This is a genomic window from Rufibacter latericius, assembly GCF_003721515.1.
Classification (GTDB): Bacteria; Bacteroidota; Bacteroidia; order Cytophagales; family Hymenobacteraceae; genus Nibribacter; species Nibribacter latericius.
Genome location: NZ_RJJD01000008.1, coordinates 740,310 through 757,616 on the forward strand (window position 1 = coordinate 740,310; position 17,307 = coordinate 757,616).

At 51.6% G+C, this 17,307-nt stretch carries 13 protein-coding genes; 5 read left to right on the forward strand and 8 right to left on the reverse strand.

Features of this window, described 5'->3' with window-relative positions:
- Nucleotides 1-137: 137 nt before the first annotated feature.
- Nucleotides 138-1,193: a DUF748 domain-containing protein gene (locus EFB08_RS15185; RefSeq protein ID WP_123127776.1), complete on the reverse strand. Its 1,056-nt coding sequence runs from the start codon at nucleotides 1,191-1,193 to the stop codon at nucleotides 138-140.
- A gap of 252 nt (nucleotides 1,194-1,445) precedes the next feature.
- On the opposite strand from EFB08_RS15185, the gene EFB08_RS15190 reads away from it, so the two are divergent.
- Nucleotides 1,446-3,653, forward strand: coding sequence for a B12-binding domain-containing radical SAM protein (locus EFB08_RS15190; RefSeq protein ID WP_123127777.1), 2,208 nt, complete (start codon nucleotides 1,446-1,448; stop codon nucleotides 3,651-3,653).
- Nucleotides 3,654-3,686: 33 nt separating this feature from the next.
- Here EFB08_RS15190 and EFB08_RS15195 read toward each other — a convergent pair whose 3' ends face one another.
- Nucleotides 3,687-4,220, reverse strand: a complete 534-nt coding sequence (locus tag EFB08_RS15195; protein WP_123127778.1) for a GNAT family N-acetyltransferase — start codon at nucleotides 4,218-4,220, stop codon at nucleotides 3,687-3,689.
- 235 nt (nucleotides 4,221-4,455) lie between these two features.
- Between EFB08_RS15195 and EFB08_RS15200 the strand changes: the two genes are divergently transcribed.
- The 3 genes from EFB08_RS15200 to EFB08_RS15210 are packed head-to-tail and all read left to right on the forward strand — an operon-like array spanning nucleotide 4,456 to nucleotide 8,360.
- Nucleotides 4,456-5,112 (forward strand): (2Fe-2S)-binding protein, encoded by a 657-nt coding sequence (locus tag EFB08_RS15200; protein WP_123127779.1) that lies wholly within the window; start codon nucleotides 4,456-4,458, stop codon nucleotides 5,110-5,112.
- Entirely contained in the window at nucleotides 5,109-6,092 is a 984-nt protein-coding gene (locus EFB08_RS15205; protein WP_123127780.1) for an FAD binding domain-containing protein, read from the forward strand. The genes EFB08_RS15200 and EFB08_RS15205 overlap by 4 nt, the downstream gene beginning before the upstream one ends.
- A 12-nt stretch (nucleotides 6,093-6,104) precedes the next feature.
- Nucleotides 6,105-8,360, forward strand: coding sequence for a xanthine dehydrogenase family protein molybdopterin-binding subunit (locus EFB08_RS15210; RefSeq protein WP_123127781.1), 2,256 nt, complete (start codon nucleotides 6,105-6,107; stop codon nucleotides 8,358-8,360).
- A 104-nt stretch (nucleotides 8,361-8,464) separates the two neighbouring features.
- On the opposite strand, the gene EFB08_RS15215 is transcribed toward EFB08_RS15210, so the two are convergent.
- Nucleotides 8,465-9,457, reverse strand: coding sequence for a hypothetical protein (locus EFB08_RS15215; RefSeq protein WP_123127782.1), 993 nt, complete (start codon nucleotides 9,455-9,457; stop codon nucleotides 8,465-8,467).
- Between the two features lie 302 nt (nucleotides 9,458-9,759).
- Here EFB08_RS15215 and EFB08_RS15220 point away from each other — a divergent pair, with 302 nt between their 5' ends.
- Nucleotides 9,760-11,121, forward strand: a complete 1,362-nt coding sequence (locus EFB08_RS15220) for a T9SS type A sorting domain-containing protein (RefSeq protein ID WP_123127783.1) — start codon at nucleotides 9,760-9,762, stop codon at nucleotides 11,119-11,121.
- Between the two features lie 95 nt (nucleotides 11,122-11,216).
- Here the strand turns inward: EFB08_RS15220 and uvrB are convergent, their stop codons facing one another.
- The 5 genes from uvrB to EFB08_RS15250 all read right to left on the reverse strand — a co-directional run bounded on the left by uvrB (nucleotide 11,217) and on the right by EFB08_RS15250 (nucleotide 17,278).
- Nucleotides 11,217-13,250, reverse strand: a complete 2,034-nt coding sequence (gene uvrB / locus EFB08_RS15225; protein ID WP_123127784.1) for an excinuclease ABC subunit UvrB — start codon at nucleotides 13,248-13,250, stop codon at nucleotides 11,217-11,219.
- Between the two features lie 174 nt (nucleotides 13,251-13,424).
- A complete protein-coding gene (locus tag EFB08_RS15230; RefSeq protein WP_123127785.1) occupies nucleotides 13,425-13,781 on the reverse strand; it encodes a hypothetical protein in 357 nt (118 codons plus the stop codon).
- A gap of 363 nt (nucleotides 13,782-14,144) precedes the next feature.
- On the reverse strand, nucleotides 14,145-15,767 hold the full coding sequence (locus tag EFB08_RS15240) for an outer membrane beta-barrel protein (RefSeq protein ID WP_123127787.1): 1,623 nt from the start codon (nucleotides 15,765-15,767) through the stop codon (nucleotides 14,145-14,147).
- Nucleotides 15,748-16,323: an RNA polymerase sigma factor gene (locus EFB08_RS15245; RefSeq protein WP_227006349.1), complete on the reverse strand. Its 576-nt coding sequence runs from the start codon at nucleotides 16,321-16,323 to the stop codon at nucleotides 15,748-15,750. Before EFB08_RS15245 ends, EFB08_RS15240 begins: the two co-directional genes overlap by 20 nt.
- A 217-nt stretch (nucleotides 16,324-16,540) precedes the next feature.
- Entirely contained in the window at nucleotides 16,541-17,278 is a 738-nt protein-coding gene (locus EFB08_RS15250) for a shikimate dehydrogenase family protein (protein WP_123127788.1), read from the reverse strand.
- Nucleotides 17,279-17,307: the final 29 nt, after the last annotated feature.

Below are 17,307 nucleotides of genomic sequence, written 5' to 3' on the forward strand. Positions count from 1 at the left end.
TTTTAAGGTAATTTGAAAAGCTACAACTGCCAGGGTGGAAGCAGATGCATTTTCGATCTTAAGCTCTATTCTCTTTTCAGCCCCTTTTCTTCAAAAAAAGTCTAAAACAGCCTATGACCCAAGACGCAGAGCTCGGGTCATAGGCTGTTTTCTATCCCTTTGCTAAAGGCGTCTATAAAGGCGTGTTTGAGTACGTTGATGAAGGTCTTCCAGCTGTTGGTCTGTGGGTTGCTGAGATTGCCTTTGATAGGAATTTGGGTGGCAATCTGGTCGCGGAGTTGGTTTTCGGCGGCCTCGGTGAAGACACCTATGACGGCTTCTTTTACGGCGCTCAGGATACCGCCTTCTTTCTTGTCTTTCTTCCAATTCAGAACCTTCACCTCCTCAAAGAAAGGTTTGATGTACCCGTTCAGTTGACCATCTGTTGCTTTCAATTCGGCGTACATGTCCAGTTTGCCACGTTCTACGTCAAACTTGGCGTAGGCTTTGATGAAGTTGTTCAGGCTGGTGAGGTTTACGCCCGTTAACTGACAATCGGCATCGAAATCGGGGATTCGTTTGAGGGCGTTCACCTGCATCTTTCCTTTCAGAGTGCCACCTCCAATGGACTTACCGCTCACTGTGACTGAGGAAGGCAGCTTTTTACCCACAGCCTCCACATTAGCCAGGTTTAGGGCCACCAGTTCCATACTGCTGATATGGAAGCGGACATCGCGTGAGGCCGTGAAATCCAGAAACGCGAGGCTTCCGTTGTGCACCTCGTAGCGGTTAATGGTGATGGGCATCAGGTCTTTGACTACCTCGGTCCAATGGTCAAGGCTAGGGTCCTCTTTTGAGGTGCCGGACGAGGAACTATTCACCATGTTCAGCACCGGTCCGGTCATGAATACCTCGCCTACCAGTTTGCCCTTGAACAGAGACTTCCACTCAATGGACAGATCAGTGTGCGGAATGGTCAGGAACGGGTACTTGGGGTTGCCTTCTTCTTCTTTCAGGACCAGCCCTTCTATCTGGTATGCCCCTCTGATGAGCGCAATATCCACGTCTTCCACGTAACCAGTATAGCCGGGCAGTTCCTCCAGGGTCTTGTTCACGTAGTTCTTCACAATGAATGGAAGCGCAATCCTGAAAGCCAGCAGCAAGACCCCCACTGCCAATCCTACCTTCAATGGTTGTGTGAGCCGAATAGCCATAACATACCTGTTTTATCTTAGCCGATTTCTCTTGCCCCAATTAATACGAAAGCAGACTGAGTGCAGTTAACAGCCAGCCAATCAGCCTCTGTTTCTGAACTCATCCCCTCCAAAGCCTGTTTCTTTCTCAGCAGAGCTCATTCGTTTCAGGCCCATTTTCCAGAAAGTAGCACGAAATCAAAACTTCTAACTCAGAACTCTGCACCAAAGACTCAGCACTCTTTCCGTACCTTTGCCTAAAATAGAATTCCCTTGAACGCCGCTCCTAAAATCCTGCTCATCACGCCGCCCCTCACGCAGCTGAACACCCCTTACCCTGCCACCGCCTACATCAAAGGCTTTTTGCGTGGCCGCGGGTTTGACGTGTCCCAAGCCGATTTTGGGCTGGAGTTGGTGTTGCGCCTGTTTTCCCGCAAAGGACTGAACCAGGTGTTTCAGGCCATTCTGGACGGTACCTATGACTTGTCAGACAACAGCCAACGGATGCTGCGCCTGCGCAAATCCTACCTGGACACCATTGAGCCGGTCATCCGTTTCCTGCAGGGCCGCGACAGCACCCTGGCCCATCCTATTGCCTTAGGCTCTTTCCTGCCCGAAGCCAGTCGTTTTCTGCAACTAGCCGATTTGGAAGAAGCCTTCGGAACCATGGGCATCACCGACCGAGCTCGGCATTTGGCTACTCTTTATCTTGAAGACTTAGCGGATTTAATCAAGGAGACCGTTTGCCCGCACTTCGGTTTCAGCCGCTACGCGGATAAACTGGCGATGTCTGCCACCTCCTTTGACCCGTTGGAGGAGGAACTGCAAACCGCACCCAACCTGGTAGACCAGATGCTGCTGAGCTTACTTGATGAGCGGATGCAGGAAGTTCAGCCGGACGTGGTGGGTTTCACCGTACCTTTTCCCGGAAACTTGTACGGAGCCTTATGCTTGGCACAATTTATTAAGCAGAAGTACCCGCAGGTGAAAACCCTCATGGGCGGTGGTTACCCAAACACTGAACTGAGAAGCCTGCGCGAGTCCCGCATTTTCAACTATATAGACTACATTACTTTGGACGATGGCGAAGGCCCGTGGCTCAAACTGCTGGAGCATTTCCAGGGCCAACGTTCTATAGAACAACTGCAACGCACCTTCCTATTGCTGAACGGCGAGGTGCAATACCTCAACGGCTCCACCGATGCGGATATTCCGCACACCGAAGTAGGCACACCCGATTACAGTGACCTGAAACTGCACGAGTACCTGAGCGTAGTGGAAGTACTCAACCCCATGCACCGCCTCTGGAGCGACGGACGCTGGAATAAACTCACCGTGGCGCACGGCTGCTACTGGAAACGCTGCTCTTTCTGCGACATCACCTTAGATTACATCTCCCGCTACGAGACCGCGCCGGCTACTTTGCTGGTAGACCGCATCGAACAGATTATCGCCCAGACGGGTCAGACCGGTTTCCACTTTGTGGACGAAGCCGCGCCGCCACTGGCTTTGCGTGATTTAGCCATTGAATTGCTGCGCCGAGGCGTGAAAATTACCTGGTGGGGCAACATCCGCTTCGAGAAAACTTTTTCAGCTGACCTTTGCCGCTTGCTGGCGGCCAGTGGTTGTATTGCCGTGTCGGGTGGATTGGAAGTAGCTTCTGACCGCCTCCTAGCCAAGATGGAGAAAGGCGTCAGCATTGCCCAAGTAGCCCGCGTGACCCGTGATTTCACTGCCGCGGGCATTATGGTACACGCCTATTTGATGTATGGCTTCCCCACGCAGACTGCGCAAGAAACGATTGACTCCCTAGAAGTGGTCCGGCAGTTGTTCCAGCAGAACGTGATTCAATCAGGGTACTGGCACCGGTTTTCCATGACCGCGCACAGTCCGGTGGGTAAGAACCCTGAGAAATACGGTGTGGTGAAAGTAGGTCCGGAACCAGGTTTGTTTGCGGATAATGACTTGTGGCACGAAGACCCGCAAGGTGCCGACCATGAGCTTTTCGGAGCTGGTTTGGCGAAAGCGCTGTATAACTACATGCACGGCATCGGGCTGGAGGAGCCGCTTTCTTTCTGGTTCGATTTCAAGGTTCCACGTGCCTCTCATCCTAAGAACATGATTGCCCAAGCGATAGAGGCCATCGGTAAACCTGATTCAGAGAAGCAGAACCTGCGCGTGTTGTGGCTGGGTAATGCCCCGGAAATTGAGATTGTTTCTAAAACAAAGAAGGGCCGGACCTTCCAAAACGCGGTACTCACCTTCACGGAGAAAACGGAGGAGTACGAAATCAGAACCTCGCCGGAAGTTGGACAATGGCTACACACTTGGTTTACCCGCCTGTCCGAAGACCTCGGCACGAAGTTTCTGTTAAAGGATATGGCCGCTGATTACCCCGAGGGCCAGATGTTCACCTTCCAGGAGTTCCTGATTACAGACACTTGGCTGGACCTAAGAGAAAGAGGATTGTTGGTGGTGTAAGGTTGTTTCAGGCTCGATTTTGTAAAAGCAGGCCTAAACCTCCCGCTGCATGTACAAATCACGCTGCACGTCTTCGCCCAGGACAAAGGTCAGCTCGCCTGCCTCGGCAAAGCCATACTTCTGGTAAAACCGGATGGCGCGGTCGTTGCTTTCCCACACGGTAAGCCACACCACATCATGGCCGTTTTGCGCGGCGCGTTCTAAGCTCATTTTCATCAAAGCATCTCCTAAACCGCAGCCGGTCCAGGCTTGCAGTAAATACAAGCGGCTAATTTGCAGAGGTCTTTTGCCTGTTATTTCGGTGGGGGCTGGGGCGGTGCTCCATTTAATATAAGCGATGGCCTCCCCTTCTGCTTCAGCAATGAGGAAGGTGGAATTAGGGTCGGCTAGTTCTGCGGCTTGCAGTTCCGGGGCGTACATGGTGGGGTGAAACGCTTCCATGTCCTCGGGTTTATTGTAGGCCGAAAACGTTTCGTCAAAGGTGCGCCAGCCCAAATCAGCGAGCAAATGAGCATCGGCGGAAGTACCTGTGCGGAAAGTAATGGAAGCAGGAAGTTGAGCGGACATGAAAGGTAATTTTTTGGCAAAGATACGGAAGTAGAGCTTGTGAAGCTTCTAGCCCAGGAAGACCAGGGGTAAGCTGCTTGTTTTAAGGCTCCTTCTTAGAAATCGGCCCTGAAACATTTATCCGTAGAAACTCACTTTAAGGGACAAAACCACCGGATTTACGCCTATTTAGATACTTTCTAATTGGGTATGTGCGTATACTAGTAGTTGAATTCGTAATCCAACCTAGATTTATATGCCCCAAGAGAATTTCCCCGACCAACATCTTCCGGAGGGCGAGGGTGGTCAATCCCAACATTCAGACGCGCGGCGTACTTTCCTGAAGCAATCTTCCCTGTTAACGGCGTTGGCGCTGGCTCCCTCGGCGGCGGTGAAGGCTGCTGAACTCAAATTTGAGGAGAAGGTGGCGGCGGTGTTCGAGCAGGTGAAAATAACCCTGGACATCAACGGCAAAAAGCAGAAGCTCTCGGTGGAGCCTCGTACCACGCTGCTGGATTTGCTGCGCGAACAACTCCACCTCACCGGCACCAAAAAAGGCTGCGACTACGGGCAGTGCGGCGCCTGTACGGTGCACGTAGATGGACAACGCGTTTTGTCTTGCCTTACTTTGGCACCTATGGTGGATGGCAAGGAAATCACCACTATTGAAGGCCTGGCCAACGGTGATAAACTGCACCCCATGCAGGAAGCGTTCATCAAGCACGACGGGTTCCAGTGCGGCTATTGTACGCCGGGCCAGATCATGAGTGCGGTGGCCTGCGTGAGAGAAGGCCACGCCGATTCTGACGATGAAATCCGGGAGTACATGAGCGGGAATATCTGCCGATGCGGTGCTTACCCCAACATTGTGAACGCCATTAAAGAAGTTAAAAACGGAGGGCAGAAGGTATGATAGGTTTTCAATACGTGAAGCCCAGCAAACCCAAGGCAGCCATTGACACGGTAGCCAAGGACCAAACGGCCATGTTCATCGCCGGAGGCACCAACCTGGTAGACCTCATGAAACGCGGCGTCATGAACCCTGAGAAATTGGTAGACATCAACAAACTGCCGCTTCGGAAAATAGAGCGGGAAAACGGAAACGTACGCATTGGGGCTTTGGCTTTGAATGGTGCCGTGGCCGAGGACAAACTGGTGCTGGAGAAACATCCTTTGTTGTCGCAGGCGTTAAACGCGGGTGCCTCGGCGCAACTCCGGAACATGGCCACGGTGGGAGGCAACATGATGCAACGCGTGCGCTGCCCGTATTTCTATGACACGGCTATGCCCTGCAACAAACGCGAACCGGGCACCGGCTGTGGAGCGCTGGAAGGCTATAACCGCATGCACGCTATTTTCGGGCACAGCGACAAATGCATTGCCGTAAACCCAAGCGACATGAACGTGGCCTTGGTGGCGTTAGATGCAACGGTGCTGGTTTCTGGCCCTAAAGGAGATAGAAAAATTCCGTTCGCGGAGTTTCACCGTTTGCCTGGCGACACACCCCAAATCCACACCAACCTGCAACAAGGCGAGTTGATTATGGCCGTAGATGTTCCGGAGAACCCCTACACCAAAAACGTCAACTACCTCAAAGTACGCGACCGGACCTCCTATGCCTTTGCCTTGGTTTCGGTGGCAGCGGCGTTAGATCTGGACGGTAGTAACATCAAATCGGCGAGATTGGCGATGGGCGGTGTGGCGCACAAGCCGTGGCGTTTAACGGAGGCGGAGCAGTTCCTGGCCGGGAAACCCGCGAACGAAGCCACCTTCCGGCAAACCGCCGAGATTGCCATGCGCGGCGCGAAAGCATTTGAGCACAATAAATTCAAACTCACTTTAGGCCCCAACACCATTGTACAGGCCCTGAAAAACGCATCGGGCGTTGCTTAACCCTTCTTCCTTATGAAAGATTATTTCTTCCAAGATACCGTCGGTAAGCCGATGGACCGGGTAGATGGCCGCCTGAAAGTGACGGGTGCCGCCAAATACTCCGCTGAATATGATTTGCCCAATATGGCGCACGCCGTGTTGGTGGGCAGCACCATTGCCAAAGGCAGCATCAAAAGCATAGACACCAAAAGGGCTGAGAATGCCCCCGGTGTTTTAGCTGTCTTGCATTACCAAAATTCGCCTAAAGTGCCCGGATATGCCCAGGAGGCGCACCCCACTGAGCCCAAACCGACGGGCAAGCCCCTCCAGGTCTTCATTGACAACCAAATCTACTTCAACGACCAGCCCATTGCGGTGGTAGTAGCAGACACCCTGGAACGGGCCATGTACGCGGCTAAACTGGTAAAGGCGCAGTACAACGAAGACAAACACGCCACCGATTTCAACCAAAACGTACCTAAAGCATTCCTGCCAACATCGGCCCAACGGAATCCCAAACACGGGCTCAATGATTATGTTCGTGGGAAAGCAGACGCCTATAAAACCGAGCCGCTGAAAATTGAAAGCGAGTACGTCATTCCTACGGAGTTCCACAACCCCATGGAGTTGCAGTCCATCATCGCGCACTGGGAGGCTGACAACAAACTCACGGTTTATGATAAAACCCAAGCGGTGATTGGAACCCAGAACGCTTTCGCCAAAGACTGGAACATTCCGGTGGAGAACGTGAAGGTGATTGCCACGTTTGTGGGCGGAGCTTTTGGGAACGGATTGCACACGTGGCCGCACGAGACAGCTGCTATCATTGCCGCCAAGAAAGTAAATCGCCCGGTGAAACTGATGCTCACCCGCGAGCAGATGTTTACCATGGTGGGCTATCGGCCGCACGCCTGGCAGAAAGTAGGCATGAGCGCCACCAAAGACGGAAAAATCACCGCCATCACGCACGAGGCCATTGGGCAGACCTCTTCCTATGAGGAGTTCACCGAGTCTACCTTGCAGCAGACGCGTATGATGTACACCAGCCCCAACGTGACCACCCGGTACCGCATTCTGCCGCTGGATGTGAGTACGCCTATCTGGATGCGCGGTCCGGGCGAGGCCACCGGTGCCTTCGCGCTGGAGAGTGCGTTGGACGAAATGGCCTACGTGCTGGGCATCGACCCGCTGGAGTTCCGCTTGATCAACCACACCGATAAAGACCCGGAGAAAAACCTGCCCTGGTCTACCAAATACCTGAAAGAGGCCATGCAGATGGGCGCTGAGAAGATTGGCTGGAGCAAGCGCCAACTGAAACCCGGACAGGTGAAAAACGGCGAATGGCTGGTAGGCTACGGCATGGGCGTAGGAACCTTCGGGGCGAACCGCGGTCGGGCCAAAGTGAAAGCTACCCTGCACAAAGATGGAACCCTGGTGATGCAAAGCGCCACCACGGATATTGGTCCCGGAACCGGAACGGCCATGGTGCAGATTGCGGCGCAAAACCTGGGCCTGCCTCCGGAGAAAATCGTGTTTGAATTAGGAAGCTCCTTGTATCCTCCTTCCCCCAGCCAGGGTGGTTCAGCTACAGTGGCTACGGTTGGTTCGGCGGTGCATGCCGTGTGCCAGGTACTCAAAAAGCGTTTAACCAGCATAGTCGCCGGCAACGCTGATACCAGCTTTAAAGGCGTAACCGTGGAGAACCTGACGTTCAAAGACGGGTTTGTTTCTTTAACGGCCTCCCCTTCGGCCCGGCTTTCCTTTGCTGATATCCTGAAGCAACAGAACTTACCAGAGATTGAAGTGACGGAGGAATCTTCTCCTGACGGCGCTCTCCGGCAGAAATACTCCATGTACTCGTTTTCGGTGCATTTTGCCGAAGTTCAGGTGCATCCGTTAACCGGCCAGATTAAGGTCACCAACGTAGTGTCCTGCGCTGATGCCGGAACCATCGTCAATGCCAAGACCGCCGGAAACCAGATGATTGGTGGTGCGGTAGGCGGTATAGGTATGGCCTTGACCGAGGGTGCCGTGATGGACCATCGGTTCGGGCGGTACGTGACCAAAGACTTAGCCGAATACCACGTGCCTGTTCACGCCGATGCGCCTAACATCTCGTCTCTGTTCGTGAACAAGCCTGACCTCATCAATAACCCTAACGGCACCAAAGGCATCGGGGAAATCGCGATCATCGGCGTAGCCCCGGCCATTGCCAACGCCATCTTCAACGCCACCGGCAAACGGATACGGGAACTGCCTATCACACCAGATAAACTGATGATGTCCTAAAAGGATTATTTAGAAACAGAAAAGCCGCTCTACTATGCAGAGCGGCTTTTCTGTTTTAGGCCGATTTTAAAGAAATTAAGCCTGAAATGTTGGTAAAGTTTAACCTAGTAGCGGTACCCCGGAAAGTACTTGATGTCAAGCTCCATGTAATCCTCATCGTTGCCGTTGCCGGCGGCGGTGTCATAATCGTCTACGATCTTCTTTACTTCTACAAGGCCGTAGATAACTGGAGAATGGTTAGGACTGTATTTGAAGGCAAAAACGTCTCCTTCCTGCACGTTCTCTACCACTCCGGAAGCAGGCCCATACTGTCTCATGCCGGCAGCAATCTGGTTGGGTTGGTTCCAGTTTTTGGCGCCAGCGGGGACTTTCACGAAAACAGCCTGCCGCTCTCCGTACCAACTGCCGGAAGCGAAACCGTGCTCAAAACGGTTATCAAACCAACCTCGGGGCGGCATCCTGTTACTTATCAAGGCAAGAGAGGAAGGGTATGGTTCACTTATTAGTCCTTGCTGAGGGACACCAGGAACTTCTGTATCATGCACCACAACCAGTGAGTTCTTTGAGTTACCCCAATGGTTATACAGTTTCATATCTTGGTAGACATACGGCTCGGCAATGGTCAACTTTATCTCAGGGACTTTACCAGTAACCGGATCTTTGTAGATGGTACCGTTGTTATCTTCGGCTTCCACCGTGAGTGTGATGGTCTCGCCGGGTTTGGCTTGCACTATATAACTGTTGACCAGGTATTCCAACGTGTATTCGTTTATCCATACTCCATTCTGTTGAGTCAGCTGTCCACTACCTACCATTAGGTGCCAATTGCGGCCGCGCAGATTATCATAGACTTTGAGGTCCTTTATGCCTTGGTTTGTCTCAAACCGAAAGTTGTACCGGATAGTGTCTCCGGTGTACACGCGCATTTCCGTAGCTGGATAATCTTTGGGCAGATACCCGTCATTGGTAAACTTGGAATAGACTACCGTTGAGGTAAGCTGTGCATAAGGGGTTGGAGCAGGTGCATCCTCTTCTGAGCAGGAAGACATAAGATAAGGAGCAGCCAAAAGCCAGAGCAGGTGGAAAAGTTTTTTCATGGGTAACATAAGGGTTAGATGGAGCGATACCTGTCTCATTATTTCCAACTGCACCTGATATGTCCCAACCACTTCTTTTTTCTAAAGACAGGTATTTCCTCAAAGCAAAGACCATTCCAAGCGTTATTACCCCTAGTTTCTGCGGAAATTTCACTCCCACTTTCCGGTATCGGGTTCTGTAAATTCCTGATGCACAACCAAGTGACTCCTGAAAATTTTAAAGAAAAATAGCCTCTCCTGCAACCACTTCCCTACTTCTGGAATCTCTCTTAAAAACCCATACTTTCCTGATTGTCTACCTTATGAAATCATTGCTGGCGCTTATCTCCGTTTTAGGCCTGTTTTTGACAAAGGCGTCTGGACAGGCGGTTTGGACTCCGAGTCCACCCCTTATCTCTACTTTTGCCAATACCACCAGCATTGCCATCAGTCCGGTGAATGACAAGCTCTTCATTGGGTCCACCGATGCAGGTATCCTTACCTCTGACGATGGCAGGACCTGGCAGCAGGTGTTGCCGCACGCAGTGATCAGTATCATGGCGAAAGCAGACGGAACTCTGTTGGCCGGCGGAAAAGGAACTGTCTATCGCTCCACTGACCATGGCCTGAACTGGACTTCTCACCCGATAGGCAGTACTTACTCCATCCGGAAGATTGTTTCAGACAGCCAGGGAATGCTGTATCTGGTCACCGGAGACATGGGCGAAGACGGTAGCAATGAAGAATATTACGTGGGAGACGGCGTATTCACCTCCCCTGATAATGGCCAAACCTGGACGAAAGACACCCAAGGGATGGCCGGTACCTTAAGCGCCTGGACCTTAGTCATCGGGAAGAATGATCAGGTGTACGTAGGCACCCATGACGGGAACGGACGGCAAGACACCAGAATAGGTTTATACACGCGACAAAAAGAGCAAACCACCTGGCAACCCGTAGACATCAAGTTCAGGGAGATTGAAAACTTCAATGTGGCGTACCTGCATTCTATTGCGGTGGATGAAAACGACAGCCTGTATATTGGAGTAGCCGGAAGTTCCTCTAGTTTGGCAGTGGGAGGAACCCTTAAATCAGCGGATGGAGGTAAGACGTGGCGTCCTTTGTACCTCACCCACAACACTTCCTGGAATTACTGGGACCAGCCTGTCGCCCATAGCTTTTATGTGAGCAAAGACGGCACTTTATGGACGAGCAATTGGCCCAGCCGAGGCATTCTGGTATCTAAAGACAAAGGGACCACCTGGACAAGGGACATGGAGAACATCGGGACACCGCCTTATGCCTCCAGTTTGCACCACTTCCAATTTGCCGAAAACAAGCAGAACCGGATTTTCGCCCTGCAGCCTTTTGACAACGTGGTGTACTCCAAGATATACCTCCTAGGCTCCGACAAACCAACTGATGACCTTACCCTGAAACTTGAGGTTTTCCCTAACCCCTTTCAAAGTCAGTTGAACTTACGGTTTACCGTTCCGGTGACTTCTACGGTCCAGCTACAGGTGACAGATGCCAAAGGAGCCACGGTATACAAACAAGAGCACAAAGTACCTGCTGGAATCAATACCCTGTACTGGATGTCTCCTCACTCTGCTCCCGGGATCTATTACGTTTCCCTGAAAACCGACACGTATCAGAGAACCAGAAAGGTTGTTTTATTGCCTTAAAACTGACCTCACAAAAGAGCCTCGTCTGTTTCAAGGCCGTTTCTATGAAATCGGCTTTAAAACAGACGAGGCTTCCTTTTTGCCATTAACTGACTTTAATCGCGTTTGCTTTTGAGCAGTTTGCGCAGCTCGGCTAGTTCATCTCTGAATTTGGCGGCTTGCAGGAAATCCAGCTCCTTGGCGGCGGCTTCCATCTGCTTCTCGGTCTTCTTGATGACTTTCTCCAGTTCGTCCTTCTTCATGTACTGCACCACCGGATCAGCGGCCACCGACATCAGGCTTTCATCCGGACCGGCGTAGGCTTTCGGCTCGCGCTTGCTGGAGTCTGCCACCGAGGTCTGTTCCATAATCGCTTCTTTGGACTTGAGAATGGTTCTTGGCGTGATGCCGTGCTCCAGGTTATATTCCATCTGCACCGCCCGCCGGCGATTGGTTTCATCAATGGCGCGCTGCATGGAACCGGTCATCCGGTCGGCGTACATCAATACTTTCCCGTTCTCGTTCCGGGCAGCCCGGCCGATGGTCTGGATCAAGGAGCGTTGGTCGCGCAGGAAACCTTCTTTATCAGTATCCAGAATAGCCACTAAGCTTACCTCAGGCAAGTCAAGACCCTCACGCAGCAAGTTCACGCCAATGAGCACGTCAATGATGCCCAAACGAAGCTCGCGCAGAATCTCCACCCGGTCCAGGGTTTTCACCTCAGAGTGAATGTACTTCACCTTGATGTTGAGGCGCTCCATGTACTTGGTGAGTTCCTCGGCCATGCGTTTAGTCAGCGTGGTCACCAGAATACGGTCGCCGGACTTGATGCGGTTGTCCACCTCGTCCAACAAATCATCGATCTGGTTCTGGCTGGGTCTGATCTCAATCTCGGGGTCTAAAAGGCCGGTCGGACGGATGATCTGCTCTACCACCACGCCTTCCGATTTCTGGATCTCGTAGTCTCCGGGGGTGGCACTCACGAAAATGACCTGGTGCATCACGCTCTCAAACTCATTGAAGGTAAGCGGACGGTTGTCCATGGCAGCCGGTAACCGGAAGCCGTATTCCACCAGGGCAGTTTTACGCGAGCGGTCACCGCCCCACATGGCGCGTACCTGCGGCAACGTAGCGTGGCTCTCGTCAATGACCATCAGGAAATCATCTGGGAAGTAGTCCAAGAGACAGAACGGACGGGCACCGGGCTCGCGGCGGTCGAAATAGCGGGAGTAGTTCTCAATACCGGAGCAGTAACCCAGTTCCCGGATCATCTCCAAATCAAACTCAGTGCGCTCTTTGATGCGTTTTGCTTCGTTGTCGCGGCCTTCTTTCAGGAAGTACTCATGCTGGGCCACCATATCGAACTGAATCTCGTTGATGGCTTGGTTCAGCGTGTCTTTACCCGTCACGAAGAGGTTGGCCGGAAACAGCGAAATACCTTCTTCATCGGCGATTTTCTTCCCGCTCTGCGGATCTATGCGCTGGATGGACTCAATCTCATCGCCCCAGAAATAGATGCGGTAAGCGAAATCGGCGTAAGCCGGGAAAATGTCTACGGTATCGCCCTTCACCCGGAAGGTTCCACGTGTGAACTCCACCTCGGTGCGGCTGTAGAGAATGGACACGAATTGGTACAACAGGTTGTTGCGGCTCACTTTCATACCCGGCGCCAACGGAATCACGTTTTTCCCGAACTCCTCGGGGTTCCCGATACCGTAAATACAGCTCACCGATGCCACCACAATCACATCGCGGCGGCCAGAAAGCAGCGCGGAGGTGGCGTGAAGCCGAAGTTTCTCAATCTCTTCGTTGATGGCCAGGTCTTTCTCAATGAACACATCAGAGGAAGCGATGTAGGCCTCGGGCTGGTAATAGTCATAGTAGGAGATAAAGTACTCTACCGCGTTGTTGGGGAAGAACTGCTTGAACTCACCGTAAAGCTGCGCAGCCAGCGTTTTGTTGTGGCACAGCACCAAGGTAGGTTTTTTCACCTCCTGAATCACGTTGGCCACGGTGAAGGTTTTACCGGTACCCGTGGCACCTAGCAATACCTGTGCGTGTTCGCCCGTCTTTATGCCGCGCACCAGTTCCTTGATGGCTTTGGGCTGGTCGCCGGTAGGTTGGAATTCTGATGTTAATTGAAAATCCATAGAGGAATTAAATACAATCAAAGGTAACGTATTATAACACCAAGCTGCGCAAGAGAGTTTAGCTCGGTGCTAAATTTACTGGTGTTTTAGGGCTCCTTTACTAAAATAACGCAAAAAACGCCGCTTTACACAAGCGGCGTTTCTGGTTTCTATGAGGTAGGAAAATCTTTAAACTTAGTTACAAGGCGTTTCGCTCACGGAAAGCACCTTCACATGCGGATAAATGATAGGAATAAAGCCCGGGCAATCAGGCGCTTCGCTCTGGGACATAGCCCGCATGGTGATGTACAGGGTTTTGCCGGGCACCTGGTAAACCGGATGCAGGTCAAAGGTGTTCACGTACACCGTGTCATTGTTGGGCTTTGTATCTACAATTCGGGCAGCGGCGGTATCTAAGACAGCCAATACGGTGCCACAGCCCTGGTCTAAAACCACGGCCTGGAAACAATCACTGGTTACTTCCTTTTCTTCGCAGCTGGCCATAGCCAACATTCCCGCAAGTCCTAGAAAAGCCACTCTTCCTACTTTCATTTATACTACTGCTCTGATTTTAAAATTGAAGATACTTTGGTGTTTTAAAAGAATCAAGGTAAAAGTAAAGTTTTTCTTTTTATACTCTTGTCTACCAAGGCTTTCTGAACTTGCTCCTTCACGGCAGCTACCATATTCTCTTCTTTCTCGCTTACTACACTTTTGATTTCCTCTTTAAGCCAAAGGGCGGCGGTTCCTACGTACAGGGGAACGGAGAATAATAATGCCCAGGTTCTTACTACTTTGGGGAGAGAGCAAGTCTTGTTCATAATGGTAAATGGACTTGGTAAGAGTACGCCTTGATAAATGAGACCATTTAAGGCAGGCAAACCCCTACTTCGGTTTGTAAAAAAGGTAAGCGCGTTATTTCGTAAGACGCCATCTGCCGCCTATACTCACACCCAGTTGATAAGCGTTTTCCTGCTGCTGATCTCGTACCATGGGGGTAAGCGAGTACGTGAACTCAGGGGCTATCAGAATACTCATCTTCCTGGTGACGTCATATCCAACCCCAATTGAGGTAGTGGTTGCCCACTGTAGTGCATGGTAAGGCGAATCTTTGTCATTCAAGCCAAAGGTTACAGCCTGTACCTGATCTGTTTCTGGCACAATAGAGTTCTGCACAAGCAGGTTCATGTTGACCCCGCCAGAGAATAGAGCGTAGACTTTATTGAAGTTCAACCTGTAGGCCAGGCGAACCGGCAGGCCCACCTGCTGGTACCGGTACCTGGTATTGTACCGGTCTGTGCGGTTCACAAAAACAGGTTGCACGGCAGCCGCCCGATCCAAGGCACTGGCCACCAACGGGGCGCTTTTTCCGGAGTTTCCAGTAAAACTATTACCCACGTTTCCGGGAATGTAAGCCTGGGCATAGCCTCCCTGATACACCACGTAACTCTGAGTAGTTGTTGCCTCGTTCTGCGTATACAAGATCCCGGTCTCCAGCTGCCATTTGTCATTGAACCTGTAACTGGCTCCTACCAACGCCGAGTACGAGTAAGTAGGCGTATAGCTTTCGTTGTACTCTTCTACCGCTTGCCGGTACTCTTGGTAAACCTGAGACTGTCCTATTGCCGCATTGTCCATAGAAGGGTTGTTTCCTATTTTCACGGGGGCGTACGCATACTGAGGGCTGTACGCCATGGTCACGCTCCACTTGTAAACGTCCCCTTCTTCTGCTTCATTGCCTTTGCTAACCGGTTGGGCCTCGGCCGAGGTATTGTTCACGGTCTCTTTCAGAGCCAATATAGTCTTCTCAGGAGCTGCTTTGGAAGAATCTATCGCTGCAGGCAAAGCCTTAGAAAAAGACAAAGTATTTATCAGGGATCGGGGAAATGGCTTGTCCGCCCCGCTTTGCGCAAAGCGGGAGTTGGCTTCCGCCGCTCCTTTTTCAGGTTGGGAAACGTTCTCCGGGGAAGCATTTCCCCTGGAAGGGCTTGCCGCCTGAATCTCCGGAGAAACCGGGGAGTTTACGCTTTGCTGCGCTTTTATTTCAAATGGTGCTTTGGTTTGTTGAGGAGAAACCGGGCCGGCAGTTTCTTTCCTAGTAGATCTTGCCACCGCTACTCTGCTGCTTTGGGGGGCTTTTCCTGAAAATGGCTTTGAAACAGACGCAACCTGCCCTGGTGGTTCGCTTTCTATTTGCACCACTTTCGTTTCTGAATCCTCTGGCCGGAAAACATCAGAGGAAACATCCCCCACTTTCTCCTGCGAAGTAGCCAAGGTATTACCCGGTTGCTCTACAAGCGAACCATCTTGCTGCCACAGAACAATGCCGGCAGAAATGAGCAGCAGCAGGAAAGCCGCAGCAATGGACCGGTACACCACCACCTGTCTCCTATACCGTTGCAGGTCATGGTTCTCCAATTCAAGATTCACGTTCTCCCAAATGCGGGGAGGTGGCGCACTCTCAGCCTCAGCAAAGCCCTTCCGGAAGATATCTTCCACTGACTGGCCTTGTTCCTTCTCAGCCGGTGACTTTTTCATGGTATTGCTGTTTTAACCGCAGCAAGGCCTGCCGTAAGCTGGCGCGGGCGCGGGAGTATTGTGACTTTGAAGTACTTTCGGTTATGTCCAGCATCTCCCCAATTTCTTTGTGGGAGAAGCCTTCAATGGCATACAGGTTGAAAACCGCCTGATAGCGAGGCGGTAATGCCCGCACCAACTCCAACAGTTCTTCATAGGCAAACTGGCTGTCTATGGAATCATGCTCGGAGACATCTTCCCACTCTTCCTCCTGGTCAGTGACCATCAGGTGCCGGTTGGTGCGCTGGTGTTTCAGGGCCGTATTGATCACGATCCGCTTTATCCAGAACTCCAGGGGGCATTCGCTTTTGAAGTTCTTCAGGTAAAGGAAGACCTTCACAAAAGAGTCCTGGAGAATATCTTCGGCCTCAAAATCCGTTCGGGCATACCGCTTACTCACGACCAGCATTTTGCCCGCATACTGTTGGTACAGCTGTTGCTGAGCATCTCGCTTGCCGGCCACAGCCCTTTTGATAAGGTCTGCCTCGGTAGGATCTTTCGGTCTGAAAATTTTCAACGGAGGGTCATTTAACTGATCTTCTACTGCTAAGAGCCTTCTGGTGCAGGAATGGTTGCATGGCGGTTGCGGCCAAAGTAAAAAAATTATTTCAGCAGGCTGAATAATCTTTGGAGCACAGAAAGATACCTAGAAATTCAGGTAGATGCCAGTTAGACAATAGGTGAAGGAGCCACTGCTTTAGGGCCGTTTTCCAGAAAGAAGGCTTGAAATAAGATTAGCTTTGCCAGATTTGCCAGGCTACCTCGGCCTGAAGGCAGAGCATCTCATAGCCGTTGATGGTCTTGGCCCCCATTTCCTTTCCGCGTTTCATAAAAAGGGTCTCGGCGGGATTGTACACCAGGTCATACAGGTAATGGTGCGAGGACAAGAGGTGGTACGGAATGGCCGGAGCCTCGTCTTCTTTGGGGAAGGTGCCTACCGGAGTGGCGTTGATGATGAGGGAAACAGAAGACATGAAACCAGCCGTGAGCTCCTCGTAGGTAAGGTGACCTGGTTTCTTCTCCCTGGAGACGACTTTGTAGGAAATGTTCAGGTATTCCAGCGCGGCTATTACTGCCTTGGCCGCCCCGCCCGTTCCCAATACCAGCGCCTGTGACAGCGGGAAACACGGATAAAAATGCTGCAGTGACTGCATGAATCCCTGGTAGTCTGAATTGTGGCCAATAAGCCGGCCGTTGTCAAACTTAATCACATTCACCGCCCCAATGCGAGCAGTGGCAGGCTCCAGTTCATCCAGAAAAGGAATTATGGCTTCTTTATACGGAATAGTGACATTCAACCCTTTCAGGTTAGGATGGGCTTGCAGGAGCGCCGGAAACTCATAGATGGAGTCTAACTCAAAGAGATGGTACACACTGTTCTCAATTCCATCGGTCCGGAATTTTTCTGTGAAGTACTTCTGAGAGAAAGAGTGAGACAGCTTATACCCAATCAGCCCGTATTCATTTTCCATGGCGGCATTCTGCGAGTTGGCACTACCTA